21 protein-coding genes are annotated in these 26919 nt (G+C 71.1%); 8 read left to right on the forward strand and 13 right to left on the reverse strand.

Annotation, left to right across the window (positions count from 1 at the left end):
- Positions 1-78: 78 nt before the first annotated feature.
- Entirely contained in the window at positions 79-486 is a 408-nt protein-coding gene (locus ABZ904_RS31920; RefSeq protein ID WP_360999637.1) for a rodlin, read from the forward strand.
- A gap of 88 nt (positions 487-574) precedes the next feature.
- Here the strand turns inward: ABZ904_RS31920 and ABZ904_RS31925 are convergent, their stop codons facing one another.
- The 7 genes from ABZ904_RS31925 to hppD all read right to left on the reverse strand — a co-directional run bounded on the left by ABZ904_RS31925 (position 575) and on the right by hppD (position 11628).
- Complete coding sequence (locus ABZ904_RS31925; RefSeq protein ID WP_361827128.1) at positions 575-2494, reverse strand: AMP-dependent synthetase/ligase; 1920 nt, start codon at positions 2492-2494, stop codon at positions 575-577.
- A 130-nt stretch (positions 2495-2624) separates the two neighbouring features.
- Positions 2625-4124 carry a von Willebrand factor type A domain-containing protein gene (locus tag ABZ904_RS31930; RefSeq protein WP_361827130.1) on the reverse strand — a complete coding sequence of 500 codons (1500 nt, stop codon included), beginning with the start codon at positions 4122-4124 and terminating at the stop codon, positions 2625-2627.
- A gap of 144 nt (positions 4125-4268) precedes the next feature.
- Positions 4269-5132 (reverse strand): ABC transporter permease, encoded by an 864-nt coding sequence (locus ABZ904_RS31935; RefSeq protein ID WP_359399218.1) that lies wholly within the window; start codon positions 5130-5132, stop codon positions 4269-4271.
- Positions 5129-8074, reverse strand: coding sequence for an alpha/beta fold hydrolase (locus tag ABZ904_RS31940; protein ID WP_361827134.1), 2946 nt, complete (start codon positions 8072-8074; stop codon positions 5129-5131). Before ABZ904_RS31940 ends, ABZ904_RS31935 begins: the two co-directional genes overlap by 4 nt.
- Positions 8075-8421: 347 nt before the next feature.
- Complete coding sequence (locus ABZ904_RS31945) at positions 8422-9705, reverse strand: geranylgeranyl reductase family protein (protein WP_359399214.1); 1284 nt, start codon at positions 9703-9705, stop codon at positions 8422-8424.
- Positions 9702-10433 carry a demethylmenaquinone methyltransferase gene (locus ABZ904_RS31950; RefSeq protein ID WP_360999652.1) on the reverse strand — a complete coding sequence of 244 codons (732 nt, stop codon included), beginning with the start codon at positions 10431-10433 and terminating at the stop codon, positions 9702-9704. Before ABZ904_RS31950 ends, ABZ904_RS31945 begins: the two co-directional genes overlap by 4 nt.
- Positions 10434-10467: 34 nt before the next feature.
- Entirely contained in the window at positions 10468-11628 is a 1161-nt protein-coding gene (gene hppD / locus ABZ904_RS31955; RefSeq protein WP_360999654.1) for a 4-hydroxyphenylpyruvate dioxygenase, read from the reverse strand.
- A gap of 240 nt (positions 11629-11868) precedes the next feature.
- Here hppD and ABZ904_RS31960 point away from each other — a divergent pair, with 240 nt between their 5' ends.
- From ABZ904_RS31960 to ABZ904_RS31970, 3 genes are all read left to right on the forward strand, one after another.
- Entirely contained in the window at positions 11869-12966 is a 1098-nt protein-coding gene (locus ABZ904_RS31960) for a methyltransferase (protein WP_359399208.1), read from the forward strand.
- Positions 12963-14066, forward strand: a complete 1104-nt coding sequence (locus tag ABZ904_RS31965) for a prenyltransferase (protein WP_359399206.1) — start codon at positions 12963-12965, stop codon at positions 14064-14066. Before ABZ904_RS31960 ends, ABZ904_RS31965 begins: the two co-directional genes overlap by 4 nt.
- A gap of 238 nt (positions 14067-14304) precedes the next feature.
- Positions 14305-15177 (forward strand): tocopherol cyclase family protein, encoded by an 873-nt coding sequence (locus ABZ904_RS31970; protein ID WP_361827139.1) that lies wholly within the window; start codon positions 14305-14307, stop codon positions 15175-15177.
- Positions 15178-15215: 38 nt separating this feature from the next.
- Here the strand turns inward: ABZ904_RS31970 and ABZ904_RS31975 are convergent, their stop codons facing one another.
- The 6 genes from ABZ904_RS31975 to iolC all read right to left on the reverse strand — a co-directional run bounded on the left by ABZ904_RS31975 (position 15216) and on the right by iolC (position 23304).
- Positions 15216-16616: an APC family permease gene (locus ABZ904_RS31975; protein WP_359399202.1), complete on the reverse strand. Its 1401-nt coding sequence runs from the start codon at positions 16614-16616 to the stop codon at positions 15216-15218.
- 378 nt (positions 16617-16994) lie between these two features.
- Positions 16995-18497, reverse strand: a complete 1503-nt coding sequence (gene mmsA / locus ABZ904_RS31980; RefSeq protein ID WP_359399200.1) for a CoA-acylating methylmalonate-semialdehyde dehydrogenase — start codon at positions 18495-18497, stop codon at positions 16995-16997.
- Between the two features lie 14 nt (positions 18498-18511).
- Positions 18512-20395 carry a 3D-(3,5/4)-trihydroxycyclohexane-1,2-dione acylhydrolase (decyclizing) gene (iolD, locus tag ABZ904_RS31985; protein WP_361827143.1) on the reverse strand — a complete coding sequence of 628 codons (1884 nt, stop codon included), beginning with the start codon at positions 20393-20395 and terminating at the stop codon, positions 18512-18514.
- The gene (gene iolB / locus ABZ904_RS31990; protein WP_359399196.1) at positions 20392-21204 is read right to left on the reverse strand and encodes a 5-deoxy-glucuronate isomerase; all 813 of its coding nucleotides are present in this window, start codon (positions 21202-21204) and stop codon (positions 20392-20394) included. The genes iolD and iolB overlap by 4 nt, the downstream gene beginning before the upstream one ends.
- A gap of 7 nt (positions 21205-21211) precedes the next feature.
- Entirely contained in the window at positions 21212-22291 is a 1080-nt protein-coding gene (locus tag ABZ904_RS31995; RefSeq protein ID WP_359399194.1) for a deoxyribose-phosphate aldolase, read from the reverse strand.
- Positions 22288-23304 carry a 5-dehydro-2-deoxygluconokinase gene (gene iolC, locus ABZ904_RS32000; protein WP_359399192.1) on the reverse strand — a complete coding sequence of 339 codons (1017 nt, stop codon included), beginning with the start codon at positions 23302-23304 and terminating at the stop codon, positions 22288-22290. Before iolC ends, ABZ904_RS31995 begins: the two co-directional genes overlap by 4 nt.
- Positions 23305-23426: 122 nt before the next feature.
- Here iolC and ABZ904_RS32005 point away from each other — a divergent pair, with 122 nt between their 5' ends.
- From ABZ904_RS32005 to ABZ904_RS32020, 4 genes are all read left to right on the forward strand, one after another.
- Positions 23427-24344, forward strand: coding sequence for a sugar phosphate isomerase/epimerase (locus ABZ904_RS32005; protein ID WP_359399190.1), 918 nt, complete (start codon positions 23427-23429; stop codon positions 24342-24344).
- A gap of 114 nt (positions 24345-24458) precedes the next feature.
- Positions 24459-25433, forward strand: a complete 975-nt coding sequence (locus tag ABZ904_RS32010) for a helix-turn-helix domain-containing protein (protein WP_361827148.1) — start codon at positions 24459-24461, stop codon at positions 25431-25433.
- A gap of 314 nt (positions 25434-25747) precedes the next feature.
- Complete coding sequence (chpG, locus tag ABZ904_RS32015) at positions 25748-25987, forward strand: chaplin ChpG (RefSeq protein ID WP_359399186.1); 240 nt, start codon at positions 25748-25750, stop codon at positions 25985-25987.
- Positions 25988-26233: 246 nt separating this feature from the next.
- The gene (locus ABZ904_RS32020; RefSeq protein WP_361827152.1) at positions 26234-26902 is read left to right on the forward strand and encodes a hypothetical protein; all 669 of its coding nucleotides are present in this window, start codon (positions 26234-26236) and stop codon (positions 26900-26902) included.
- Positions 26903-26919 lie beyond the last annotated feature (17 nt).

Below are 26919 nucleotides of genomic sequence, written 5' to 3' on the forward strand. Positions count from 1 at the left end.
GGAGCAACCAAGAGATCGCCTGGTAGTTGTCCAGAGCGCTCCGGTGGACGGGGTTTCTCCAGAAGGGACCAGCAAGTGATGAAGAAGTTCATGGCTGCCGCGGTAGTCGCCGCATCCGTTGTCGGCGCCTCGGCGGCGGCCGCACAGCAGGCGCTGGCGATCAGCGACGACGGTGGCACGACGTCCACCAACGGCAACAGCTCCACGCAGCAGTACGGCAACTCGGCCACGTACGGCAGCATGAGCCCCCAGATGGCCCTCGTTCAGGGCTCCCTGAACAAGCCCTGTGTCGGCCTGCCCGCCAAGGTCAACGCCGGTTCTCTCGTCGGCGTCGTGCCGGTCGCCGTCCAGGACGTCCCGGTCCTGTCGTCGCCGCAGAACCAGCAGTGCACCGAGAACTCCACTCAGGCCAAGGGTGACGAGCCGCTGTCGCACATCCTGGACGACATCCCGGTCCTGTCCGGCAACGGCACCGGCAACAGCTGAGCCCGGTACACCAGGAGTGGCCCGCCAAGCGGCTCGGCGGGCCGCCCCTTTGGCGTGCTCGGGCCGGTGCGACGGCTCTCGTACGGCCTCAGTCGCCGTACAGTTCCTCGATCTCCCGCGCGTACGCCTTTGTCACGGCCTGCCGCTTGATCTTCAGGGAGGGGGTGAGCAGTCCGTTCTCCTCCGTGAACTCGCCCTCGACCAAGGCGAATCTGCGGATGGACTCCGCCCGGGAGACCGCCTGGTTCGCGTGGTCGACGGCCTTTTGCACCTTCGCCCGCATCTGCGGATCGCGGACCACCTCGGACCTCGGGGTGTCCGCGGGCAGTCTGCGCACGGCGAGCCAGTGGGCGACCGCTTCGGGGTCCAGCGTGATCAGGGCGGCGACATAAGAGCGGTTGTCGCCCACCACGATGCACTGGCCGACGGGCGAGCGGCTGCGCAGCCGGTCCTCCAGGACGGCGGGGGAGACGTTCTTGCCGCCCTTGGTGATGAGGATGTCCTTCTTCCGGCCGGTGATGGTGAGATAGCCGTCCTGGTCGAGCGCCCCCAGGTCGCCCGTGGCGAACCAGTCGCCGCTGAGCACGGCGTCCGTCGCCGCGGGGTTGTTCCAGTACCCGCCGAAGACCACGCCGCCCTTGATCAGGACCTCGCCGTCGTCGGCGATGCGGACGGCCGTGCCCGGGACGGGCAGGCCCACCGTGCCGGGGCGGGGCCCGAGGGGCGGGACGATGGTGGCGGCGGCACTCGTCTCGGTGAGCCCGTAGCCCTCGTAGACCATGATCCCGGCGGCGTAGAAGAACAGGCTGAGATCCCGGTCGAGCGGGGAGCCGCCGCTGATGGCGTACTGCATCCGGCCGCCCAGCTCCTTGCGGATCCGCCGGTAGACGAGCAGGTCGTACAGTGCCCGCGCCGCGTACGACCCCGGGCCCGGGCCTTTTCCGCCGCCCAGGAACTTCCTCAGGTGCGCGGCGCCGAAGCTGACCGCGACACGGTCGGCGCGGTCGAAGGAGGCGCCGCGGCCGATCCGTTCGGCGGTGGCACGACCCGTGTCGTGGATCTTCTCGAAGAGATAAGGGACGGCCACCAGGAACGTGGGACGGAACTCCCGCAACGCGGGCCGCAGTTCATCGGGCCTGATGCTCGGGAAGTGGCCCAGCTCGATACGGGCCATCAGACAGGCGATCTGCAGGGTGCGGTTTAGGATGTGGGCCAGCGGCAGGAACAGGAGGGTCGAGGCGACCTGGCCGGTGACCTCCTTGAAGACGGGGTGGAGCAGTTCGACGGTGTTGGCGGCCTCGGCGTGCAGGTTGGCGTGGGTGAGGACGCAGCCCTTGGGGCGGCCGGTGGTGCCGGAGGTGTAGCAGACCGTGGCCACCGTGTCGGGGGCGAGCGCGGCGCGGCGTTTGGTCACCTCCTCGTCGGGGATGCCGCGGCCGAGGACTGCGAGCCTGCCGAGGGCGTCCTCGTCCAGACGCCACACCTGCGGCGGCTGCGGATGCGAGGCCGTCGCCGTCGCGACCGTGTGCGCGTTCTCCGCGCTCTCCACGACGGCGAAGCGGGCTCCCGAGTCCCGCACGATCCAGTCGACCTGCTCGGCGGAGGACGTGGCGTAGACGGGAACGGACTGTCCGCCGGCCGCCCAGATCGCGAAGTCGAGAACGGTCCACTCGTAGCGGGTGCGGGACATGACCGCGACCCGGTCGCCGGGTTCGAGACCCGCCGCCATCAGCCCCTTGGCGATTGCGGCCACCTCGGCGGCGAAGGCGGCCGCGGTCACCGGCCGCCAGGTGGCGCCCTCCTGACGGCGCAGCACCACCGCCCCGGGAGCCTCCGCCGCGTTGGTGAAGGGCAGGTCGGCGGTACTGCCGGCCGAGGGGCGCGGCGTCATCGGCGCGCTGCGCACCTCGCGGACCGTCCCCGCATCGTCCCTGATCAGCTCGACCCCGGTGCGGTCCACCAGGTCGCTGCGCCTCCGTGCCCGTTTCAGATCCCTGCGTACGCTCATGACGGCTCCGGTCGCGGCTCGCGTGCGGACGTGCGTACTTACTTGGAGGTCAACTTACTCGCGAGTTAAGGATTTTCAACGGTGCGGACAAAGATCGTGCGGTTCGAGGGCGCGCGGTGCGGGGGACGGGTCAGTCCGCGCCCCGCAGTGCGGACGCCTCCCGGATCGCCTTCGCGAGGCTCCGTACGTCCGTGTCCTGCCGACGCGCCGCCAGCCCCTCCGCGTGTTCCGCGAGTGCGGTGAGGCCCGGACTGCCGGGGAGCGGGGCCTGACGCGCGGCGTCCTGGCGCAGGTCGTCGGCGAAGTACGCCGCCGTCGCCGCGACCTGGAGTCCGTACGAGGACCGCCACACATCGTCGTCGAGGGAGCCCGTCTCCAACTGCCCCGACTCCTCGTGCGGGGCGCGGGTGCCGGGATCCAGCCAGCGGACGCTCGCCGTGGCGAGGTGCCCGGTGGCGCCGGGGCGGGTGCGGACCGCGTAGAGCGCGGTGACCGTGTGGCCGGGGCCGACCTCGCCGCCGTCCACGCGGTCGTCGCGGAAGTCCTCGTCGGCGACGCGCCGGTCGTCGTAGCCGACAAGGCGGAACTCCGCCACGGTCTGCGGGTCGAAGGCGACCTGGGCCTTCGCGTCCCGGGCCGTCAGCTCGACGTTCTGCGGCAGCTGCTCGCTGAAGACGCTGCGGGCGTCCTCGTCGGAGGAGACGTACGTCGTGTGCCCGTCGCCCCGGTCGGCGAGGCGTTCCATGAGCGCGTCGCCGTACTCGCTGCCCACACCGACCCCGAAGAGGGTGATGCCGTGCTCGCGGCGGGCGTTCGCGATGCGCTCCAGGATGGTGTCGGCATCGGTGTCGCCGGTGTTGGCCAGCCCGTCCGAGAGCAGCACGACCCGGTTGGTGGCGCCCGGGCGCAGACCCTCGACCGCGGTGGCGTACCCGGTGCGGACACCCGCGCCGAGGTTGGTGGAGTCCGTGGGCCGCAGTTCGTCGATCGCGTCGTGGACGCGGGCGCGGTGGCCGCCGACGCGGGTCATCGGCAGGACCGTCCTGGCCTCGTCGCTGAAGGTGACGAGCGCGATCGAGTCGTCGTCCCGCAGCCGGTCGGTCAGCATGCCGAGGGAGTCCCTGACCAGGTCGAGGCGGCCGGGCTCGCCCATGGAACCGGAGACGTCGACGACGAACGTCAGCGCCGCGGGCGGGCGTTCGCCCTCCGGCGCGGTGCGGGTGGCGAGGCCGACCCGGACCAGCGACCAGCCGTCCTTGCCGGTGCGCGCGCCGTCGACGGTGACGGTGAAGCCGTTGCCGCGCGGCCGTTCGTAGTCCTGGCGGAAGCTGTTGACGAATTCCTCCGGGCGCACGGTCGCCGGATCCGGCAGACGTCCCTCGGCGAGGGTGCGGCGCGTGTAGCCGTACGAGGCGGTGTCCACGTCCAGTGCGAACGTGGAGAGGTGGTTCGCACTCTCCCGGCCGTCACTCCGCCCCGCGCTGTACGCGGGTGCGGGGAACGGGGCCGAGCCGTACGACTTGCCCGAGTGGTCCGAGGCGCCGCCCGAGCAGCCGGTGATCAGCAGGCCGCCCGCGATCATGAGCGCGAGCAGTGTGCCGCGCGGTCGTCGTGTCCGGTAGTTCCCCATGGGGCCCCCTTGTCTCCGCTGACGTCGACGTCTGTGACTGTGACGGCGGAAGGGGCCCGGATGTGCGGTACGGGGCGTTGCGGATGGATCTCGAACCGGCCACGGCGGGCGGCCGCCGAGACCGGTGGGAGATCCTCCGTTGACCTAGGACACGATGTCCTTGCGCGCGAAACCCCGGAAGGCCAGCGCGAACAGCACGAGCGCGTACGTTATGGAAACCACGGTGCCCTGGATCAGGCCGGCCCACTCCGGCCGGGGCTGAACGGCGTCGACCCAGGCGTACTGCCAGTGCGCGGGCAGGAAGTCGCGCCAGTGGCCGAGAGCGGTGACCGCGTCCAGCACGTTCCCCACGATGGTGAGACCGACCGCGCCGCCGACCGCGCCCAGTGGCGCGTCCGTCTTGGTCGACAGCCAGAACGCGAGCCCGGCGGTGACCAGTTGGGACACGAAGATGTACGCCACCACGACCGCGAGCCGTCCGGCCGCCGTGCCCGCGGCGAGGGAGCCGCCGGTCGGTATGTCCAGCGGTCCCCAGCCGTAGGCCGCCGTGCCCACCGCGAGCGCGACGACCGGCAGCAGCACCATGGCCGCGAGGCTCAGGCCGAGACCGACCACGAGCTTGGACCACAGCAGCCGGGACCGAGGGACGGGCGCCGCGAGCAGATAGCGCAGCGAGGACCAGCTCGCCTCGGAGGCGACCGTGTCACCGCAGAACAGGGCAACCGGGATGACCAGCAGGAACCCGGCGGACACGAAGAGGTTCACCGCCACGAAGTTGGCGCCCGACGCGGTCGCCGTGTCCATCAGCGTGACCTGGCCGTTGCGGGCGCCGGGTTGACCGCCGATGGCGAAGGCGATCACCAGCACGAAGGGGAGCAGGGCCAGGATCGCGCCCATGACGAGCGTCCGGCGCCGCTTCAACTGCCGGACGAGCTCGACCCGCAGGGGCAGCGTCCGCCGCGCCCGGTAACCGTCGGCCGTCTCCGCCCGCTCGGCGAGCGCACTCATGCGGAACCTCCGATCAGAGTGAGGAAGGCGTCCTCGAGACGCCGGTGGGGACCCAGCGAGGCCACCGGCACGTCGAGCCGGACGAGTTCGACGAGAAGCCGAGCGGCTGCCGCCGACCCGCCGGTGCCCCCGGCAGGCACGGCGGACACGACCGGCTCGCCGGAGCCCTCGGACACGGCCGGCTCGTCGGAGACCGTCCCGGAGGCGATCGGCTCCTGAGGGCTCACAGCGGGCGCGAGTGCCACCACGGAGACTCCGGCGGGCGAGTCCGGCCCGGCAGAAACGTCCCCGGTCACCATCGGCCCGGCGGGCACGTCGGTGGCAACCGCCGCCCCGGACACACCGACCGGTGTCATCGGCTCCGCAGGGGCGGTCGGCTCCGTGTGGCGTCCCGGTGCGGCGGCCGGCTCGGCGGGGGATGCCAGGCGTACCAGCAGTCCGCCTTCCGTCCGTACCGCCGAGGCCACTCCGGGCAGCGCGGCCACCTTCTCCACCAGCGGGTCGGGGACATCGGCGGCCAGGCCGACCAGGAGCGTGTCGCCGGAGCCCACGATCTCGTCCACCGGGCCCGCCTGGATGAGGCGCCCACGGTCCATGACCACCAGATGGGTGCAGGACTGCTCGACCTCCGCCAGCAGGTGGCTCGAGACGATCACCGTGCGGCCCGCCGCCGCGTACCGGATCATGACCGTGCGCATCTCGCGGATCTGCGGCGGGTCCAGGCCGTTGGTCGGCTCGTCCAGGATCAGCAGGTCCGGCAGGCCGAGCATCGCCTGGGCGATCGCGAGGCGCTGACGCATGCCCTGCGAGTAGGTGCGCACCGCGCGCGCCAGCGCGTCCCCCAAACCGGCGATCTCCAGCGCCTCGTCCAGATGCGCGTCCTCGGGCGGGCGACCCGTCGCCTGCCAGTACAGCTCCAGGTTCTCCCGGCCGGACAGATGCGGCAGGAATCCGGCGCCCTCCACGAAGGCGCCGACCCGGGACAGCACCGGGGCACCGGGACGGATCGCATGGCCGAAAACCCGGATCTCGCCGGCGTCCGGCTTGATCAGACCCATCAGCATGCGAAGCGTCGTGGTCTTGCCGGCGCCGTTCGGCCCGAGCAGGCCCAGCACCTGGCCCTTCTCCACGCGGAACGAGAGGTCCCGCACCGCGTACCGGTCCGCCGCGCCGGCGTATCGCTTGCTCAGGTCCGTGATCTGCAGCGGCACGGAGGCCAGAGCGGGATCGGGCGCGGTGGCCGTTCGGCGCCTGCGGCCCGTCAGGAGCAGTGCGAGGGCGATCAGCGCGCCGGCCGGCGGGAACCACCACACCCAGGAGGGAAGCGGGGCCGCCGCGGCCGTCACACCCGGTGTCGTCGGCACCTCCAGAGCGCCCTTCAGGGCGACCGTGTACGTGGCGGGCGCCGCCGGGGAGGCATAGCCGAGGTCGGTCGAGGCGAGGACCAGCCGCAGCCGGTGCCCCTTCTGCACCTCGTGGTCGATCGCGGGCAGGGTCAGCGTGACGTCCTTGCCGGCCTTGGCACCGGTCACCCTGACGGGGGCGACCAGTTGTGAGGGCAGGACCGGCTGGATGCTGCCCGGCCCGACGTCGTACACCTTGCCGAACAGGACGGCGTCGTCACTCGTCGACGTCACATGGACGGTCACCGTCGGCGAGCCGGTGATCCACAGGTCGCCGCGTACGGGTTGTGAGTCGAAGTGCGCGTACTGCCCGGGGAAGTCCAGCGACGCCCCGATGCCCAGCGACGACAGCTGGGACAGGCCGCCCTGGCCGCCGAGACCGGGGAGCGCGGAGACAGCGGGCGGGTTGGCACTCGCCGGGTTCGCGAAACTCTGCTGCCGGCCGCTGAGCGAGACCGTCCTCCGCCCGCTCTCCAGCCCCGGGTACAGGTCCCCGCTCGCGCCCCGGAGCAGGATCGTGCCGTCCGTGGAGTTGAAGCCGCCGGTGCGGGTGATGCGGAAGGCAGGGCCGGTGTCGACACCCGTCTCGTCCTTCAGATAGCGGTCGAACCACGCCGTGACGCGCGCCTGTACGCGACTCGTCTCCAGGTCGCCGCCGTCGTGCCCGCCCGCGATCCAGTCGACGTCCACGGGGGCGCCGTTGGCCCTGATCGCCCTGGCCGCCGCGTCGGCCTGGCCGAGCGGGAACAGGGAGTCCGACTGGCCCTGCACCAGGAGCGTGGGCACCTTGATGTCCTTGCCGACCGCGAACGGGGACCGCTCCTCCAGCAGAGCCCGCGCCTGCGCGTCGGGCATCCCGGACTCGGCCACCCGGTCGTACATCCGGCACAGCTCGGTGGTGAATCTGCCGCAGCCGCCGCCGGAGTTCATGAAGACGCCGGCCCACAGCTTCTTGAACACCCCGTTCGGGAACAGGGCGTCCGCCAGGTTCCAGTAGGTGATGGCCGGGGCGATCGCGTCCACCCGGTGGTCGTACCCCGCGGCCAGCAGCGAGATGGCACCGCCGTACGACCCGCCCGCCATGCCCACGCGCGGGTCGCCGGGCTTGTCGAGCTGGACGTCGGGCCGCTTCGCCAGCCAGTCGATCAGCTTCGAGACGTCGGCCACCTCGCCCTTGGGGTCGTTGAGCCCGATCTTCCCGGTGGACCTGCCGAATCCGCGTGCCGACCAGGTCAGCACGGCGTACCCGTCGCGCGCGAGCTGCTCGGCCTGGCCCTCGACGTCCTTCTTGCTGCCGCCGAAGCCGTGCGCCAGCAGGACGGCCGGGCGGCGGCCACCGGATCCCGAGGTGAAGTACGAGGTGTCGATCCGGACTCCGCCGCCCATGTCCATGAGTCTGTCGGCGCGGTGTACGGCGGGCGCGTCGTCCGAGGCGACGGCCGTCCACGTGCCGGCACCGGCCAGCACGAGGAGGACCGCGGCCACGGCGGCCACGGTCCTTCGGCGCAGCCCCCGGACTGCCCGCAGTCGAAGATCCATGCGTCAACGGTAAGGCCCGGCACCGACAACCGAAGCAGCCGCCGGGCTGAACCGCTGCCCTCCCGGAGGCGTACGGCTCCGCTGCCGCCTACCGCAGGCGTGGTACGTGAAGGCCGGAGGAAAACGGCCGTGCCACGACCGCCGCGGAAGTCGCCGTGACCGGGAGCTCGTCGACCGGCCCGCGCGGAACAGGCCGAGTGGTTCCTGACCGCCGCGGGGGACCCTTCGCTCGGCTCGTGGGTACCGAACGGGCCGAGCGGTTCTTGAGCGACGACCGCGGCCGGCCACCGTCTTTCCCCGGCCCGCGACGAGGGCGCAGCCACCCCTGCCGGTTCCGTCAGCCGCGGTTACCGCAAGGTGAGGCGCCGGTCCCGGGGGATGACGCGGACCATGGAGTTGACCAGGTGGTCCACGGCGTCCGCCCCTGGTCTGTCGGAGAGGTTCGACAGCAGCCGCACCATGGCACCCATGACGCGCGGCGACTTCACCGCGTTCTGGGTGACCAGGCTGGTGAACATCGGACGGGCCATCAGCGAGGAGAAGCCCCGTCCCAGGCGGTAGTAGCGGCCGAGGCGGGTGGAGATCTCCTGGCGGTAGCCGCTGAGAACCTGTTCACGGGAAACCCCCGAGGGCCGGCTGACGGCCTGGGCCACGAGGTCGGCGGCGAGTTCCGCCGACTCCATCGCGTACGCGATGCCTTCGCCGTTGCACGGGTTGACCATGCCTCCCGCGTCACCGATCAGCAGGAGACCGCGGTGGTAGTGCGGCAGGCGGTTGAATCCCATGGGCAGTGCGGCGCCGCGCAGCGGGCCGTCGGCGCTTCTCTCGTCGTGCAGTCCCCACTCCTGCGGGGTCCGGTCGAGCCACGGGGCGAGCATCTTGCGGACGTCGGTGGCCCCGGTGCGCGAGTCGTTGAGGACGCCGAGACCCACGTTCACCCGGCCGTCGCCCATGGGGAAGATCCAGCTGTAGCCGGGGAGGATCCGTCCGTCCGGGCGGCGCAGGTCCAGCCAGGACTCCAGATACGGGTCCTCGTGTTTGACGGGACTGCGGTAGTAGCGGCGCACAGCGGTGCCCACGGGACGGCTCGCCAGTCGGGTGACGCCCATGGCCAGGCCCAGTCGTCCGGCGACGCCGTCCGCCGCGATCACCACCGGCGCGCTGAACGTGAGGGGCCTGCGCTCGGGGCCCACGGCGACGACGCCGGTGATCCGCCCGCTCGCGTCCTGGACGGGTTCGACGGCCTTGGTCCCCGTGTGCAGCACGGCACCCGCCGCGACCGCCCGCTCGGCGAGGATCCGGTCGAAGTCGTGCCGGGTGCGGGTGAGACCGTAGCCGGGGAAGGAGCCGCTTTCGGGCCAGTCGACCTCGAGGACCACTCCGCGGGAGACGAAGCGCAGCCCCCGGTTGCGGCTCCAGCCCGGAGCGGACGTGTCGATGCCCATGCGCACGAGGTGCCGGACGGCGCGCGGGGTCAGCCCGTCCCCGCAGACCTTCTCCCGTGGAAAGACCGCCTTTTCGACCATGACCACGTGCACACCCTGCCGCGCCAGGTGGTACGCGGCCGTCGATCCCGCCGGACCGGCCCCCACGACGAGGACCTGTGAGTCGATCCGTTCCGGACCCCTCACGTTCGTGGCTCCCCCGGTCCGGACCCCGACGCGCCGGGCGCCTGCGGAACGGTCGCGCGGTGCAGCGCGACGATGCCTCCGGTGAGGTTGCGCCAGGCGACGTGTCCCCAGCCGGCCTCCTTGATCATCGTGGCGAGCCGGGGCTGGTCGGGCCAGGCGAGGATGCTGTCCGACAGGTAGGTGTAGGCGGCCGGATTGCTGGAGACACTGCGGGCGATCCGCGGCAGGCCGCCCATCAGGTAGCGCAGGTAGACGGTGCGGAACGGTGGCCAGACGGGGTGGCTGAACTCGCAGACGACAAGCCGTCCGCCGGGCCGGGTGACCCGTGCCATCTCACGCAGCGCGGCCACCGGGTCGACCACGTTGCGCAGGCCGAACATGATGGTCACGGCGTCGAAGGCGTGTGCCTCGAAGGGCAGCGACAGAGCGTCCCCGACACGGATGTCCACGGCCCTGCCACCGCCCTGGGAGACCATCCCCGGTGAGCGGTCGATGCCGATGACCGTGGCTCCTGACCTGGCCAGTTCCTCGGTGGACACCCCCGTCCCGCAGGCGACGTCAAGGCATCGGTCGCCCGCGCGGAGGCCCAGCGCCGCCCGGGTACGGGCGCGCCACACCCTGTCGCGGCCGCCGGACAGCAGCGTGTTGGTCCGGTCGTAGCGGTGTGCCGCTTCGTCGAACATGCGCGTGACGTCATCCGGATTCTTGGCGAGAGTCGCACGGTTCACCGACCGCTCCTCAGATCTGTCCAGGCGGAGGTGACTACAGGTTTCCCCGGCGTTCCTGTTCACGTTCCACGGCCTCGAACAAGGCCTTGAAGTTCCCTTTTCCGAAGCCCTGGCTGCCGTGACGTTCGATCAATTCGATGAAGAAGGTGGGGCGGTCGACGAGTGGCCGGGTGAAGATCTGCAGCAGATAGCCGTCGTCGTCCCGGTCGACCAGAATTCCGCGTTCGCGCAGTGCGGCGATGTCGACGCGGACCGTCCCGAGACGGGCGCGGAGTCCCGGGTCGTCGTAGTAGGCGTCGGGGGTCGTCAGGAAATCGACGCCCGCCGTCCGGAGCGCATCGGTCGCGGCGAGGATGTCGTCCGTTTCCAGGGCGATGTGCTGGACGCCGGGCCCGCGGTGGTACTGAAGGTATTCGTCGATCTGGGACCGCTTCTTCCCGGGAGCCGGTTCGTTCAGCGGGAGTTTCACCTTTCCTGTCCCGTCGGCGACGACCTTGCTCATGAGGGCGGAGTACTCGGTGGCGATGTCGTCGCCGATGAACTCCGCCATGGTGGTGAAGCCCAGTACACGCCGGTAGAAGTCGACCCATTCGTCCATGCGGCCGTATTCCACACATCCCACGGTGTGGTCGACGCGATGGAAGAGCCGGGGGCCGCGGGGTGCGGGAGCCACGGAAGGCCGGTCGAAGCCGGGCATGAACAATCCCTGGTACCGGCCGCGTTCCACCAGGGTGTGGCGCAGTTCCCCGTAGGTGGCGAGGGCGGCGGTACGGATCTGCCCCGACTCGTCGGCGTGGGTGGTGGGTTCCTGGACCAGGGTGGCCCCGGCGGCGACCGCGTGGGCCACGGCCGCGTCGAGGTCGGCCACTTCAAGGGCGATGTCACTGACACCGTCCGCGTGATCGGCGGCCCATCGGGCGGCGGTGCTGTCCGGCTCGACTCCGCCGGTGACAAGGAGCCGCACCTCACCCGAGGAGAGCAGATATTCCACCGTGCCGTGGCGGGACTTCTCACCGGCGCGATGGGCGGTCAGCTCCATGCCGAAAGCCGTGACATAGAAATACGCTGCCTGCCGCGCGTTTCCCACGCACAGCCGAATGTGATCGATCCCCAGGAGTTCCGGAGGCCTTTTTCCGTCAGAACCCGCGTCCCGCTCCAGGGAACGAGGGGAAAGTGTGGTCGTGTGCAGCTCCATGCCCGGAGTCCTTTGTCGTGAGGACAAACGGAAGGATTCCCGCCGACGCAGCATCCTGGCATGCCCGATGCCGGGAAACACCGGCCCCTGGACCGGGTGAGTGACCCATTCACCCGCAGGGACCAGGGGTCCTTCGCCAGGCTGATCTCGCGTGCGAGCATGCGTCGTCGCCACAGTGCCGCATGACGCACGGCCACCGCGCATGCGCGCCCGTCCTCCTACGCCGCCAGAAGGCTCCTCATGACGTCATCCACCACGGCGCAGCCCTCCGGGGCGCAGGCCGCTCCCGGACAGCCGGCTCACGGGCTGACCATGGACCGCCTGTCGTTCATCCTGTTCGGGCACGCGGCCTTCCAGTACCTGAACGCGGCCTGCGAACTCGGCCTGATCGAACTGCTCCTCGCGCAAGGCCCGCTGACGGAGGCGGAGATCCGCGACCGCCTGGAGCTCAAGGAGCGGGCCGGGGCCATTCTGCTGCTGGGATGCACCTCCCTCGGTCTGACGGTCAAGGAAGGGTCGCGCTACCGGGCAGCCGACCTCATCGTCGCACTCGAGAAGGACGGGACCTGGCCCAAGATCAAGGACACGGTCGGCTTCGAACAGCACATCGTCTACGAAGGACAGGCGGACTTCGTCGACTCACTGCGGCAGAACACCAACGTGGGCCTACGGCGCATTCCGGGTGACGATCCCGACCTGTACCACCGCTTCGCCGGCCACCCGCGCCTCGAAGACGTCTTCTACCGCTACATGCGCTCCTGGTCCGAACTGGCCAACGAACACCTCGTGCGCAAGCTCGACCTCACCGGTGCGAGGCGTCTGCTCGACTGCGGCGGTGGCGACGCCGTCAACGCGATCGCCCTGGCCCGGCACAATCCCGGCCTCGACGTCACCGTGCTGGAGATCCCCGCGTCCGCCAAGGTGACCGAGGCACGGATCGCCGAGGCGGGCCTGGCCTCCCGGGTCTCGGTACACCCGTGCGACATGTTCGCCGACCCGTTCCCGGCGGACATGGACTGTGTGCTCTTCGCGCACCAACTGGTCATCTGGACCCCCGAGGAGAACACGGCCCTCCTGCGGAAGGCCCACGATGCCCTGCGGCCCGGCGGCCGTGCCGTCGTCTTCAACTCGATGTCCCACGACGAGGGGGACGGACCGCTGATCGCCGCCCTCGACAGCGTCTACTTCGCGTCCCTGCCCGCCGAGGGCGGGATGATCTATCCCTGGCGCGTGCACGAACAGTGCCTGCGCGAGGCGGGGTTCGGCGCCGTCGAGCGGATGACGGTGCCCGGCTGGACTCCGCACGGCATCATCGTGGCGACCAAAGAGGCCCTATGAGCCCCACCCGGGCGGCCGCCGCACCGGCCGGGACCGGCCCGGTGGCCGCCTTCCTCAGACTGGCCCGGGTCAAGTTCCTGTTCCAGAGCATGATGGTGACCGGCTTCGGGGTCACCCTGGCCGTCCACGCGACGGGCGAGTTCTCCTTCTCGGCGTATCTGCTCACTCTCGGGTTCGCCTGGTCGACCCACCTGATGACGCACTTCTGCAACGAGTACTTCGACCTCGACGCGGACCGGGCCAACCCGTCCCCCACGTCCTGGACCGGCGGCAGCCGGACCTTGGTCGACGGGCTCCTCCAGCCCGGTGTCAGCCTCTCCGCCGCCTTCGTCGCCCTGTTCACCGGCACCGCGCTGACGGCCGCGATGCCCAGCGGATCCGCGAGATTCCTGGCCGTCACGCTGATGGCACTGGCCTGGTTCTACACGGCTCCTCCCTTGCGGCTGAACTACCACGCGTTCGGCGAAGTGACCTGCGCGGCCGTGCTCTACGGCATGGGCCCGCTGCTGGCCGCCCTGCTGCAGGCCGGCCGGTTCAGCCCGCTCCTGCTGTGGTGCACGGCCGTCGTCTGCCTTCTTCAGGTGCTGCGCTGCCTGATCATGAACCTGGCCGACATCGAAGGCGACCGACTTGTCGGCAAGCACACCCTCGCCGCCGCCCTCGGCCCGGTGCGCGTGGTCAAGACATACGGGGCCGGGCAGGCGGGCCTCTACACCGGCGTGCTGGCGCTGACCGCCACCGGTCGGCTGCCGCTGATCGTGGCGGCCGCCCTGTTCGTGTGCGCTCCGGCCGGCATCCATGCCTTCCGGGGACTGCGGCGCGGAGCGCTGGCGGAGCCGTACGGCGCGGACCGCGTCACCTTCTGGGCCTCCATGCAGCTTCCGCTCACCACCTGCGCCACCACGACGGCGCTGCTCGTCGACCTCGCCGTGCGCGGCACACCGGCACCCGCGCTGTGGGTCGTCATCGCGGTGGGCACCTCCGCGTTGTTCGTGGGGTGGCTGGTCGGGACGGCTGTGGCCGCGCACCGGCGGCGGCCCGGGCCCGGACGCGCCACGCCCGCTCCGCGCCCCGTCGAGGACCGGGCACCTCAGCCATGAGCGGTCCGGTACACGCGCCAGAGGCCGCCACACAGATCTGCGGGACGGCGGCGGCACTCCAAGCTCTCGGTGTCCAAGCCCCCGGTGCCGTGCCCGTGCGCCGCTGCCGGCGGGAGCGATGCACCGCGACGTCGGGGCACACCGCCCGGCGGGAGACCTGAGGGTGCCCGCCACATGGTGGCGCCGTACGGGCGCGACCCCGCCCTGGGGAGACGCACTTCGGTCCCACGGTGCCCGGATGGAGGGGTATCTGTGGCGGTTCACGGACACCGGGCGGCGCCGGGTCCTCGTGGTCGCGTGCGCGGTCAACCATCACCGGAGCCGTACGTGGGGAAGCGTGACGGTCGCGGCGAGCCCGCTCTCCCTCGTCCGGTCGACCACTCAGGACGGGGCCCGGGCCGCCTCCGGCTGCCACGCGGTGCGCGTTCCGCCCGCGCTCGACTTCGCCCGCGACACGCTGTGCGTCCGTTTCGCGGACGTGTGCCTGGAGGCGACCGTCGTGCCCGCGCCGGCACGGCGGACCCTCCTTCCGGCCGCGGGCGTCTTCTCCCTGCTGCCGGGGCTCAACCACTACTGGCACCCTCACCTCTTCGACGCGCGGGTCGAGGGGACGGTACGGCTGGGTGAGCACTGCTGGGACCTCTCGGCGTGCGAGGTGTACGCGGAGAAGTCCTGGGGGCGTGGCTTCCCTCCCCAGTGGTGGTGGGGGCAGGCCCAGGGTTTCGACGGCGGCGGAATCGGTGTCGCGTTCGCCGGCGGCCTGCTCGGGCGGGGCCCGGTCACCGTGCCGGTCAGCGGCATGGTGATCAGCATGGGCGGCCGGCGCGTCCACCTGTTCCCTCCGGCGGCGATCGTGCGGGGCGGACACCGGGCCGGCCGGTGGCGGCTCACCGCCACCGGACCGCGCATCCGTGCTGAGCTCACCGGTGAGGCGGCAGGCAGCCCCGTTCTGCGGCTGCCCCTGCCCTCCCTCACCCCGCACCGTCTCGGCCACTCCACCCACCATCCGGTGGGCACCGTCCACCTCCGTGTCCTGCGCGGCGGCCGTCCGGTGTACTCGGGTTCCTCGGTACTCGCCGCTCTGGAGACGGGCGTGGCTCCGGCCCTCTGACCCGCTGCGAGAGCCGCCGGCGGGACTCTCCAGGGGGTTCAGACCTGTGCGTCCTCCGGGATCGACACCAGCCAGCGGGTGTCGCGGCGCGGGCGCAGGTACAGGGCCCAGTACAGCGTGGCGACCGCCGTGATGCCGCCCGTCCACAGCAGGTAGTCGACCTCCTGCTGGCTGAGGACGTACGCGAGGACCGCGATCAGCAGGAGCGGCATCGCGGGCCACAGCGGCATCCGCCACGCGGGCGTGTGCCGGTGCGAGCCGCGCCGGGCGAGCAGGGCGGCGACGGCCACCAGCAGGTACATGCCGGTCACCGAGACGCCGGTGACGCCGTAGAGGGTGTCCAGGTTGACGAAGCAGAGGAGCGCGCCCGGGACACCGACGACCAGGGTGGCGACCCACGGGGAACCGAACCGGCCGAGCTTGGACAGGGCGTTGTTGACCGGCCCGGGCCAGGCCTTGTCGCGGGCCGAGGCGAACAGCACGCGGGAGTTCTGGATGACCATGACGATGCCCGCGTTGATGATGGCGAGCGCCACGCACAGGCTCACGAAGGTGCCGACGGCCGAGTTGGACCAGGCGGTCACCATGCTGCTGATGTCGCCGCTCGTCAGCACCTTCAGGTCGGAGGCGCCCATGGTGATGGCCACGACCGGCACCAGGATGACCACGGTGGAGATGGCGAGGGTGGCGAGGACCGTGCGGGCGACGTTGCGGCGCGGGTTCTCCAACTCCTCGGAGAGGTAGACGGCGGTCGAGAAGCCCTGGGTGACGAAGAGGGCGATGGCGAGCCCGGAGACCACCAGCATGGCCGTCACGGTGTCCGTGTGGCCCTGTGAGCCGGCCACCTGCATCGAGACCAGGCTGCCCAGGCCTCGCTGGCTGTGGGTGAAGCCCAGGACCGCGACGACGCCCGCGGCCACCACTTCCAGGACCAGGAAGATACCGGTGATCCAGGCGTTGGCACGGAGGTCCAGCAGACCGGCCAGGGTGGCGAGCAGCATGACTCCCGCGCCCGTCATCGACGGGTCCAGGTGGACGACCGGTGCGAGGTAGTCCGCCGTGCCGATCGCGATCACCGGCGGAACGATCACGACGACCAGCAGGGACAGCACGAAGACCAGCCAGCCCGCCAGCCGTCCGGCCAGCGTCGAGACCATCGCGTACTCGCCGCCCGCGCTGGGGATGAGGGTGCCCAGCTCCGAGTAGCAGAACGCCACGGCGATACAGAGGAGGGAGCCGATCGCGATCGTCACGGCGGTCGCGGTGCCCAGCGAGCCGAACAGGTCGGGTACGACCACGAAGAGCGTGGAGGCGGGCGTCACGCAGGACAGCGTGAGCAGGGTGCCGCCGACGACGCCGATGGAGCGCTTGAGCGTCTTGGGACTGCTCTCCGGTGCCGGGGCTACGGAGGTCTCGACAGGGCGGAGCGTATCGGTCATGCGGCGGGTTCCGATCGACTCGTGCGGCGGTGGTTCGGGCGGGAGCGCTATCGCCTCCGGAGGCTGGGTCGTCCTGCTGCTCGTCCTCTCCCGGTGGGCTGCATGGAACCCCGACGAAAACCGCTGCGTCAATGGCCGTTTACCTTCGGATTCCGTACTTGTAAAGCGACCCACGTCACGTCGCTTTCTCAGGGCACGGCGTCCATCTTTCTCATTACCCAAGAACTTGCGTCCTTGGACCTTGCTTTCAAAGGTGATTCACGGTCCCAGCCTTCATCACCCGTTTGATGACACCCGCACGGGAACCGCAGCGAACGCGTTAAAAAAATGTCAGGCCGTCCGGTATCCGGACGGCCTGACGGGGCTTACGACGGTGCTTCAGTGGTTGCGCGGGAACCCGAGGTCGACGCCCGCGGGGGCCTCCGACGGGTCGGGCCAGCGGGAGGTGACCACCTTGCCGCGGGTGTAGAAGTGCGTGCCGTCGTTGCCGTAGATGTGGTGGTCTCCGAAGAGCGAGTCCTTCCAGCCGCCGAAGGAGTGGTAGCCCACCGGGACCGGAATCGGCACGTTGACGCCGACCATGCCCGCCTCGACCTCGAGCTGGTAGCGGCGGGCCGCGCCGCCGTCCCGGGTGAAGATGGCGGTGCCGTTGCCGAACGGCGAGGCGTTGATGAGCTCGACGCCCTCCTCGTAGGTGTCGGCGCGCAGCACGCACAGCACCGGGCCGAAGATCTCGTCCTGGTAGGCCTTCGCCGTGGTCGGCACCTTGTCCAGCAGCGAGATGCCGATCCAGTGGCCGTCCTCGTAGCCGTCGACGGTGTAGCCGGTGCCGTCCAGGACGACCTCGGCGCCCTCCGCCGCCGCGCCCGCCACGTACGACGCCACCTTGTCGCGGTGCACCTTCGTGATCAGCGGGCCCATCTCGGAGGTCGGGTCGTTGCCCGGGCCGATCTTGATCTTCTCGGCGCGCTCGCGGATCTTCTCCACCAGCTCGTCGCCGATGGCGCCGACGGCCACCACGGCGGAGATCGCCATGCAGCGCTCTCCCGCCGAGCCGTACGCCGCCGAGACCGCCGCGTCGGCCGCCGCGTCCAGGTCGGCGTCCGGCAGGACCAGCATGTGGTTCTTGGCGCCGCCCAGGGCCTGGACGCGCTTGCCGTTCGTGGAGGCCGTGGTGTGGATGTAGCGGGCGATCGGGGTCGAGCCCACGAAGGACACCGCCTTGACGTCCGGGTGCTCCAGCAGCCGGTCGACGGCCACCTTGTCCCCGTGGACGACGTTGAAGACGCCGTCCGGCAGTCCGGCCTCCGCCAGCAGCTCGGCGAGGCGGACGGACGCCGACGGGTCCTTCTCGGAGGGCTTCAGCACGAACGTGTTGCCGCACGCGATGGCGATCGGGAACATCCACATCGGGACCATCGCCGGGAAGTTGAACGGCGTGATACCCGCGACGACGCCCAGCGGCTGCCGGATCGAGGCCACGTCCACGCGGCTGGCGACCTGCGTGGACAGCTCACCCTTCAGCTGCACGCTGATACCGCACGCCAGGTCGACGATCTCCAGGCCGCGGGCGACCTCGCCGAGCGCGTCGCTGTGCACCTTGCCGTGCTCGGCGGTGATCAGCTCGGCGATCTCGTCGCGGTGCGCGTCCAGCAGCGCCCGGAACTTGAAGAGGATGGACGTGCGCTGCGCCAGCGAGGACTGGCCCCACGTCCGGTAGGCGTCCTTGGCCGCCGCTACGGCCGCGTCCACCTCGTCGACGGACGCGAAGGCGACCTTCGTGGTGACGGCGCCGGTCGCCGGGTCCGTCACCGGACCGTACGTACCCGACGCGCCTTCGACGGTCTTGCCGCCGATCCAGTGATTGACGATCTTCGTCATGCCCAGGAACTCCTTCACAGATGGCGGCGTCGGGTCGAGACGTGCCGGTCGTACTCCTCGCGCGCCTTGACCGCCGACGGCCTTGTCGCGGTCTCGGCCACAGGTACATCCCACCAGGCCTGTGCCGGGGGCGCGCCCGACACAGTGTCTGAGGTTTCGCTCTCCACGTAGACACATGTGGGAGTGTCCGCGTCGCGCGCCTCGGCCAGGGCGGCACGCAGGCCTTGCACGGTCTTCGCACGCAACACGCGCATGCCGAGGCTCGCCGCGTTGGCGGCGAGGTCCACCGGCAGCGGCGCCCCCGTGTAGGTGCCGTCCTGCGCCCGGAAGCGGTAGGCGGTGCCGAAGCGCTCGCCGCCCACCGACTCCGACAGGCCGCCGATGGAGGCGTAGCCGTGGTTCTGCACGAGCAGGACCTTGATCGCTACGCCTTCCTGCACGGCCGTGACGAGCTCCGTCGGCATCATCAGATACGTGCCGTCGCCGACCAGCGCCCACACGGGCCGGTCCGCGGCGGCCATCTTCACGCCGATGGCCGCCGGGATCTCGTAGCCCATGCACGAGTAGCCGTACTCGAGGTGGTACTGGTCACGGGAGCGGGACCGCCACAGCTTGTGCAGGTCGCCAGGGAGCGAGCCGGCCGCGTTGACGATGATGTCCGACTCGTCGACGACGGCGTCGAGCGCGCCGATGATCTGCGGCTGAGTCGGCCGGACGTCGGGTTCGTCGGCCTCGAAGCAGGCCTCGACCCGGTGCTCCCAGCGCTGCTTGTCCTCCGAGTACTCGGCGACGTACGCCGCGTCCACGCGGTGGTCGTGCAGTTCCAGCGCCTCGGTCAGTTCCTCGAGACCGCTGCGCGCGTCCGCGACCAGTGGCCGGCCGGAGAGCTTGTGGCCGTCGAACGGGGCGATGTTGAGGTTGAGGAAGCGGACGCCGTCGCCGCTGAACAGGGTTCCGGAGGCCGTGGTGAAGTCGGTGAAGCGGGTGCCGATGCCGATCACCAGGTCGGCGGTGCGGGCCAGTTCGTCGGCGGTCGCCGTCCCGGTGTGCCCGACGCCGCCCACGTCCTGCGGGTGGTCCCAGCGCAGCGAGCCCTTGCCGGCCTGCGTGGACGCCACCGGGATGAGGGTCGCCGAGGCGAACTCGGCGAGGGCGTCCTCGGCACGGCTGTGGTGGACGCCGCCGCCGGCCACCACGAGCGGCCGCCGGGCGGAGCGGATCGCCTGGACGGCCTCGGCGAGTTCGACGGGGTCGGCGGCCGGACGGCGCACCGTCCACGTCCGCTCGGCGAAGAACTCCTCGGGCCAGTCGTAACCCTCGGCCTGCACGTCCTGCGGCAGCGCGAGCGTGACCGCGCCGGTGTCGATCGGGTCGGCGAGGACGCGCATGGCCCCGAGTGCGGCCGGTATCAGTGCCTCGGGGCGGGTGATCCGGTCGAAGTACTTCGAGACCGGACGCAGACAGTCGTTGACGGACACGTCCCCGGCGTGCGGGACCTCGAGTTGCTGGAGCACCGGGTCGGCCGGACGGGTGGCGAAGACGTCGCCGGGGAGCAGCAGGACCGGGAGGTGGTTGATCGTGGCGAGGGCGGCGCCGGTGACCAGGTTGGTGGCACCGGGCCCGATGGACGTCGTGACGGCATGTGCGGACAGCCGGTTCGACTGGCGGGCGTAGCCCACCGCCGCGTGCACCATCGACTGCTCGTTACGGCCCTGGTGGTAGGGCATGGCATCGCCGTACTCGAGCAGCGCCTGCCCGATGCCCGCGACGTTGCCGTGGCCGAAGATGCCCCATGTCGCGCCGATCAGCCGACGGCGCACGCCGTCGCGCTCGGTGTACTGGGCGGCCAGGAAGCGTACGAGCGCCTGCGCGACCGTGAGCCTCGTCGTCGAGGTCATCGGTATCCCTCCGTATGGTCCGGGTGGAAGCAGATCCGCCACTGGCGCTCCCCACCCGGCCCGGCCATGACGTTCAGGTAGTACATGGTGTGTCCGGGCTGGGCGATGGAGGGGCCGTGCCAGCCGTCGGGTACGAGCACGGCGTCGCCGCTGCGGACCTCGGCGAGGACGTCGGATCCGCCCTCACGGGAGGGGAATACGCGCTGGTACCCGAAACCGTTCGGGCCCTCGATCTCGAAGTAGTAGATCTCCTCCAGCTCCGTCTCCTCGCCCGGCCGCGTCTCGTCGTGCTTGTGGGGCGGGTACGAGGACCAGTTGCCGCCGGGCGTGATCACCTCGACGGCGATGAGCTTGTCGCACTCGAAGGCGTCGGCCGAGGCGAAGTTGCGCACCCGGCGGGCGCAGGTGCCACTGCCGCGCTCTTCGACGGGGACCTCCGGCGCGGGGCCGTAGCGGGCGGGGAGTCGGCGCTCGCACTTCGCTCCTGCCAGGGCGAAGCGGCCTCCCGCGCCGGAGGCGATCTGGACCCGGGCGTCCCGGGGCACGTACGCGAAGTCGGAAGCTCCCGCGAATACGTCGTCCCTGCCCAGGAGTTCGAACCTTTTGTCCTCAATGTGCACGTTACAGGCACCCTCGAGGGGAAGCACGATCCATTCGCTGTCACCGGTGGTGAACATGTGCGAACCGCCAGGCGCGAGTTCCACGATCCGAAGGCTGCTGTGACTCCAGCCGGCCCGCTTGGGGTCGATGTCGAGGGCGTACTGCGCGTTCGCGGTGGCGCCCCTCGGGACGTACAGCTCGTTGCTCATGTGGCCCTCACAGAAGTCCTACGGCGGTGTCCACGGCCGCGATGACGTCGCCGTCCGCCGGGTACAGCAGCGAACGGCCCACCACCAGGCCCTTGACGGTGGGCAGTTGGAGGGCCCCGCGCCACTTCTCGTACGCGCCCTCCTGGTCCTCTCCGACGTCACCGCCGAGCAGCACGGCGGGCAACGTGGAGGTCTCCATGACCCGGGCCATGTCGTCCGGGTTCTCCGTGACGGGGACCTTCAGCCAGGTGTACGCCGAACTCCCGCCCAGACCACTGGCGATGGCGATGGACCTGGTCACGGCGTCCGCGCTCAGGTCGTTGCGGAGCGCGCCCCCGGCGATGCGGCGGCTGATGAACGGCTCGACGAAGACGGGCAGCCGGCGCTCGGCCATCTCGTTGATGACACGCGCGGCGGACTCCAGGGTGTCGAGCGATCCCGGGTCGTCGTAGTCGATGCGGAGCAGCAGTTTTCCTGCGTCGAAGCCGAGCCGCTCGATGTCCTGCGGGCGGTGGCCGGTGAACCGGTCGTCCAGTTCGAAGGAGGCGCCCTGAAGGCCGCCGCGGTTCATCGACCCCATGACGACCTTGCCGTCCAGGGCGCCGAGCAGCAGCAGGTCGTCCAGGATGTCGGCGGTGCCGAGGACCCCGTCGACACCGGGACGGGACAGTGCCAGGCACAGCCGCTCCAGCAGGTCGGCACGGCTGGCCATCGCCATCCTGCGGTCGCCGACACCGAGGGCGCCGCGGGCGGGGTGGTCGGCGGCGACGATCATCAGCCGGCCGGCGTCGTCGATCAGGGGGCGGCGGGCCCGGCGAGCGGCCGCCTCGGCGATCGCCTCGGGACGGTGGGCACGGAGGCGGACGAGATCGGCGATGTCCACGCGCGCGGCGGGAGTCTGCTCGTGTGCCACGCGCGCGATGGGGGCCCTTCTCTGTGCCAGGCTCGCGGTCGCGTTCTCCTCGTCCTCCACGCGTGCGGCAGCGGCCTCCTGGTTCTCCACACGTGCGCGCACGACCGCGGGGCCCGTCCGGTAGGCGGTGCCGGCTCCGTCGGGTCGTGCGTCGCCGCCGCGCCCGGCCGTCATCGCACCGCTCCCGCTGTGACCGCGTCCTCGATCTCCTCGGCCGAGGGCATGGCGGACGAGCACTCGAGACGGGAGGCGACGATGGCGCCTGCGGCGTTCGCGTGCCGCATGATCTGCTCCAGCGGCCAGCCGGCGAGCAGTCCGTGGCAGAGGGACCCGCCGAAGGCGTCACCGGCGCCCAGGCCGTTGAAGACCTTGACCGGGAGCGGGGGGATCTCCGCCGACTCGCCCGTGCCGGCGACGGCCAGGACGCCCTTGGGGCCCTGCTTGACGACCGCGAGTTCGACGCCGGCGTCCAGCAGGGCGCGGGCGGCGGTGTGCGGGTCGCGCTCGCCGGTGGCGATCTCCACCTCGTCGAGGTTGCCCACGGCGACGGTGGTGTGGCGAAGGGCCTCGGTGTAGAACGGGCGCGCGGCCGCCGGGTCCTGCCAGAACATGGGCCGCCAGTCGAGGTCGAAGACCGTGATCCCGGCCTTGGCGCGATGGGCGAGCGCGGCCAGGGTGGCGGTGCGGCTGGGCTCCTCGCTCAGGCCCGTGCCCGTCATCCAGAAGACGCGCGCGGCGCGGATCGCGTCCAGGTCCAGTTCGTGCGCGTCGATCTCCAGGTCCGGAGCCTTGGGCTGCCGGTAGAAGTAGAGCGGGAAGTCGTCCGGCGGGAACACCTCGCAGAACGTCACCGGGGTCGGCAGTCCCGCGACCGGCGTGACCCAGCGGTCGTCCACGCCGAAGCCGCGCAGCGCCTCGTGGAGGTAGGTGCCGAAGGGGTCGTCGCCCGTGCGTGTGATCACGGCCGTACGTCGTCCGAGGCGTGCGGCGCCGACCGCGACGTTCGTCGCCGAACCGCCGAGGAACTTCCCGAAGGACGTCACCTGCGGCAACGGCACGCCCGTCTGCAGCGGATAGAGGTCCACGCCGATCCGGCCCATGGTGATCAGGTCGTACGGCTCGCCGGGGCCGGGCGGGCCGTCGGGCCCTTCGGCGGAGTGCGGCGCGGGCTCCTTGAACTCCTCCATCGAGTTCCCTTCGCATCGGCTGCCCCCAGGTCTAGCCGCGCTGAGGGAGCCGTGTCAATGTTTTGTCCAGACATTCGGACGACAGCTTGACATGGCTTCGGAGGGATCGGAAGCTGACGCCCATGACGTCGTTGTCACCTCAAGGCCCACTCTCCCGCATCCGTATCGGATCGGCCCCCGACTCCTGGGGTGTCTGGTTCCCGGACGACTCCCGGCAGGTGCCTTGGCGGCGTTTTCTCGACGAGGTCGCCCAGTCCGGGTACGAGTGGATCGAACTAGGCCCGTACGGCTACCTGCCCACCGATCCCGCGGTGCTCGCCGAGGAGACCGGGCGGCGCGGCCTCAAGGTCTCCGCGGGCACGGTCTTCACCGGGCTGCACCACGGGCCTCAGGTGTGGGACTCCACCTGGGCGCACGTCTCGGAGATCGCCGCGCTGACCCAGGCCATGGGCGCCTCGCACCTCGTGGTCATCCCGGCGTTCTGGCGGGACGACAAGACGGGCGAGGTGCTGGAGCCGAGCACGCTGACCGCCGAGCAGTGGCGGCACCTGACCACGCAGACGGAGCGGCTGGGACGCGAGGTGCGCGAGAGGTACGGACTGGAGATCGTCGTCCATCCGCATGCCGACACACACATCGACAGCGAGGAGAACGTCACCCGGTTCCTCGACGCCACGGACTCCTCGGCCGTGTCGCTGTGCCTGGACACCGGGCACTACGCGTACTGCGGCGGCGACAGCGTCAAGCTGATCGAGGCCTATGGGGAGCGCATCGGGTACCTCCACCTCAAGCAGGTCGACCCGGAGATCCTGGCCCAGGTCCGGGCGGACGAGATCCCGTTCGGACCCGCGGTGGCGCTGGGTGTGATGTGCGAACCGCCCTCCGGCGTCCCCGCGTTGGAACCGGTGCTCGCGGCCGCGCAGAAACTCGACGTCGACCTGTTCGCGATCGTGGAGCAGGACATGTACCCGTGCGACGCGGACAAGCCGCTGCCGATCGCACAGCGGACCCGGGCGTTCCTGAGGTCCTGCGGGGCGTAGGCGCCACGAAGACCCGCGGACGAGGACCGACGGGCACCTGCCGGCAGGCGGGGTTCCGGCCTCCTCCGATGGCGTGCACCATGGTGGGTCCCGGTGTCTGCTGGGGGAGGGCCGATGGAGCGTGCGATGGCGTCGCGGGGCGGACACGGGCCCGGCGGTGACTGGGACACCGTGGTGTCGCCGCCCCATCCGCGGCTGCGCCCGGGCGTGATCGCCTACCGCGGGCTCCGGCTGGCGCTGAACGGTCCGCGCAGCCGTCTGGAGGCCCCGATCGGTGCGGCGACGCTTCTGCTGGGCTTCGAGGGCCCCGTACGCATCTCCCGCGCCGGGGCGCCCACGACGAGCCTGGTGTCGGTCTACTCGGGGCCGACCACCACCCCGGCCGTCGGCGATCACGGGGGACGGATCGCCGGCATCGAGGTTCTGCTCGCGCCGTGGGCCGCGTTCACGCTGATCGGCACGCCGCAGCATGAGCTGACCAACCGGGCGGTGGACCCGGACGCGTTGCCCCATGCGCTCGCCCGCGGCCGGCCGGGTACGTCGCGACGGGCGAGCGTGGGTGAACTCGCCGCCGCGCTGGCCACGTTGCCCGGCTGGACGGAACGCTTCGACCTGCTCGACGACGTGCTCACCCGCTGGTTCCGGACGGGGCCGCCGAGTTCGGCCAGGGTGGTGCGCGCCTGGTCGGTGCTGCAGCGCAGCGGGGGCGCCATCCCCGTGCCGCGGCTCGCGGGCGAGGTCGGCTGGAGCGTACGGCAGTTGGAGAACCGGTTCCGCGAGCAGATCGGGCTCGCCCCCAAAGTCGCCGCACGTGTGCTGCGGATGCAACGCGCGAGGCGTCTGCTCGCGTCCGGCAGGTCGGCCGTCGAGACCGCGGCGATCTGCGGGTTCTACGACCAGGCGCATCTCAGCGGGGAGTTCCGGGCGCTGACCGGCTGCACGCCGCGGGAGTTCGCGGCGGCGCGCGGGGCGATCGTGGCGGTTCCGGCCGGGTTGCCCGGGCCGGACCGGATCAGCGGTGAGGCGACCAGTCTTGTGCTCCCGCCGAACCGGATTGCGCTTTTTTCCAAGACCGGAAGGATCATCTGACGGCAGGCTGGGCGCGCCGGCCGTCGCTTCGGGGGACGCGCGGACCGGCGGGCCGGGCCCGGCGCAGCGGGTCCGGCCCTCTTGCCTGGGCGGGCCCGCTCCAGGTGGGCCGACCTGTTCCCGATGGGCGCGGTCCCGGTCGTCGGCCGCGGGCCGGGGCCGGGGAGCGTGGGCCACATGCGCCGGAGACGTAAACCACGGTGATGTGGGACATCACCCCATCGGAGGCGCAACCACGGCGTCCACCTCGCAGTTGACTCAACGTCGGGCATTCCGCCCCGGCTGTTGTGACGATCCCCAAGGAGTACCTCTCCATGTCGCGTATCGCGAAGGGCCTGGCCCTGACTTCCGTTGCTGCTGCGGCCGTGGCCGGCACCGCCGGCATCGCCGCGGCCGACAGCGGCGCAAGCGGCGCCGCCGACAGCTCCCCGGGCGTCCTGTCGGGCAACGTCCTGCAGGTCCCCGTGCACATTCCGGTCAACGTGTGCGGGAACACGGTCGACGTGGTCGGCCTGCTGAACCCTGCGTTCGGCAACAGCTGCGTCAACGGCTGACGCCTCAGCGGACCCTTCTACCGGCCGTCCCCCCTCCGGGGGACGGCCGGTTGGCGTTGTGCGCCCGTCCGGGCGTTACTCGAACGGGCGGATCGGGTTTCAACTCATGCAAGAGCCTCTGACCAGGCAAGAAGCGGGTTCCGGGGGGTTGCGGACAGCACGGAATGCATCCGATCGGTTGCAGGCCCGGATGTCACCTTTCACGGTGAGTTCAAGGCTCAAGGCTCACAACGAAAGGGAACACCCATGCGTGCTCTGCCCGCCCGCCGCCTCGCCTCCTCCGCCCTCTGCGCCACACTCCTCCTCGGAATAACCGGGCCGGCCGCCGTGGCCGCCGGCCACGACTCCGCTCGGGGCCGGCCGCAGGTGGCGACGGCACCCCTGCCCGGCGCCGACGCGCTGCTGGCGCGGGCCCAGGAGCTGTCCAGCATCAACAGCGCCGTGGTACCGGTCACCGAACTGGTCACCGCCGTGCTCAAGGCGGACAACGGTCAGCTCTCCGCGAGCGATGCGGCCAGGCTCGGCAAGGCCGCCAAGGACGCCATCGCCAAGATGGGCAGTCCGGCGTCGCCCGCGCCGATGACCTCGCCCACCCGGACGGCGTCGCCCGCGCCGATGACCTCGCCCACCCGGTCGGCGGTGCTCGGCGACGCACTCGCCGACCTGCAGACGACGGTCGACAGGCTGATGGCGGCCGCCACCTCGGGCGACTCCACCAGGGTGCTGCCGGCTGCCGCGCGAGTGCTGGGCGCACTCGTCAAGGTCGTCGTCTCCGACATGATCGAGGGCGGCCTGCCGGCGATGTCCAGCCTGCCGCCCATGCCCAGTCTTCCCCCGATGCCCAGCCTGCGGCCCATGCCGAGCCCCAGCCTCACCGCGCCGTCCACGGCCTCGCCGTCCCGTCCCATGATGTGAGTCGGGGTACCCCACGC

The organism is Streptomyces sp. NPDC046900 (genome assembly GCF_040644975.1).
Lineage (GTDB): Bacteria > Actinomycetota > Actinomycetes > Streptomycetales > Streptomycetaceae > Streptomyces.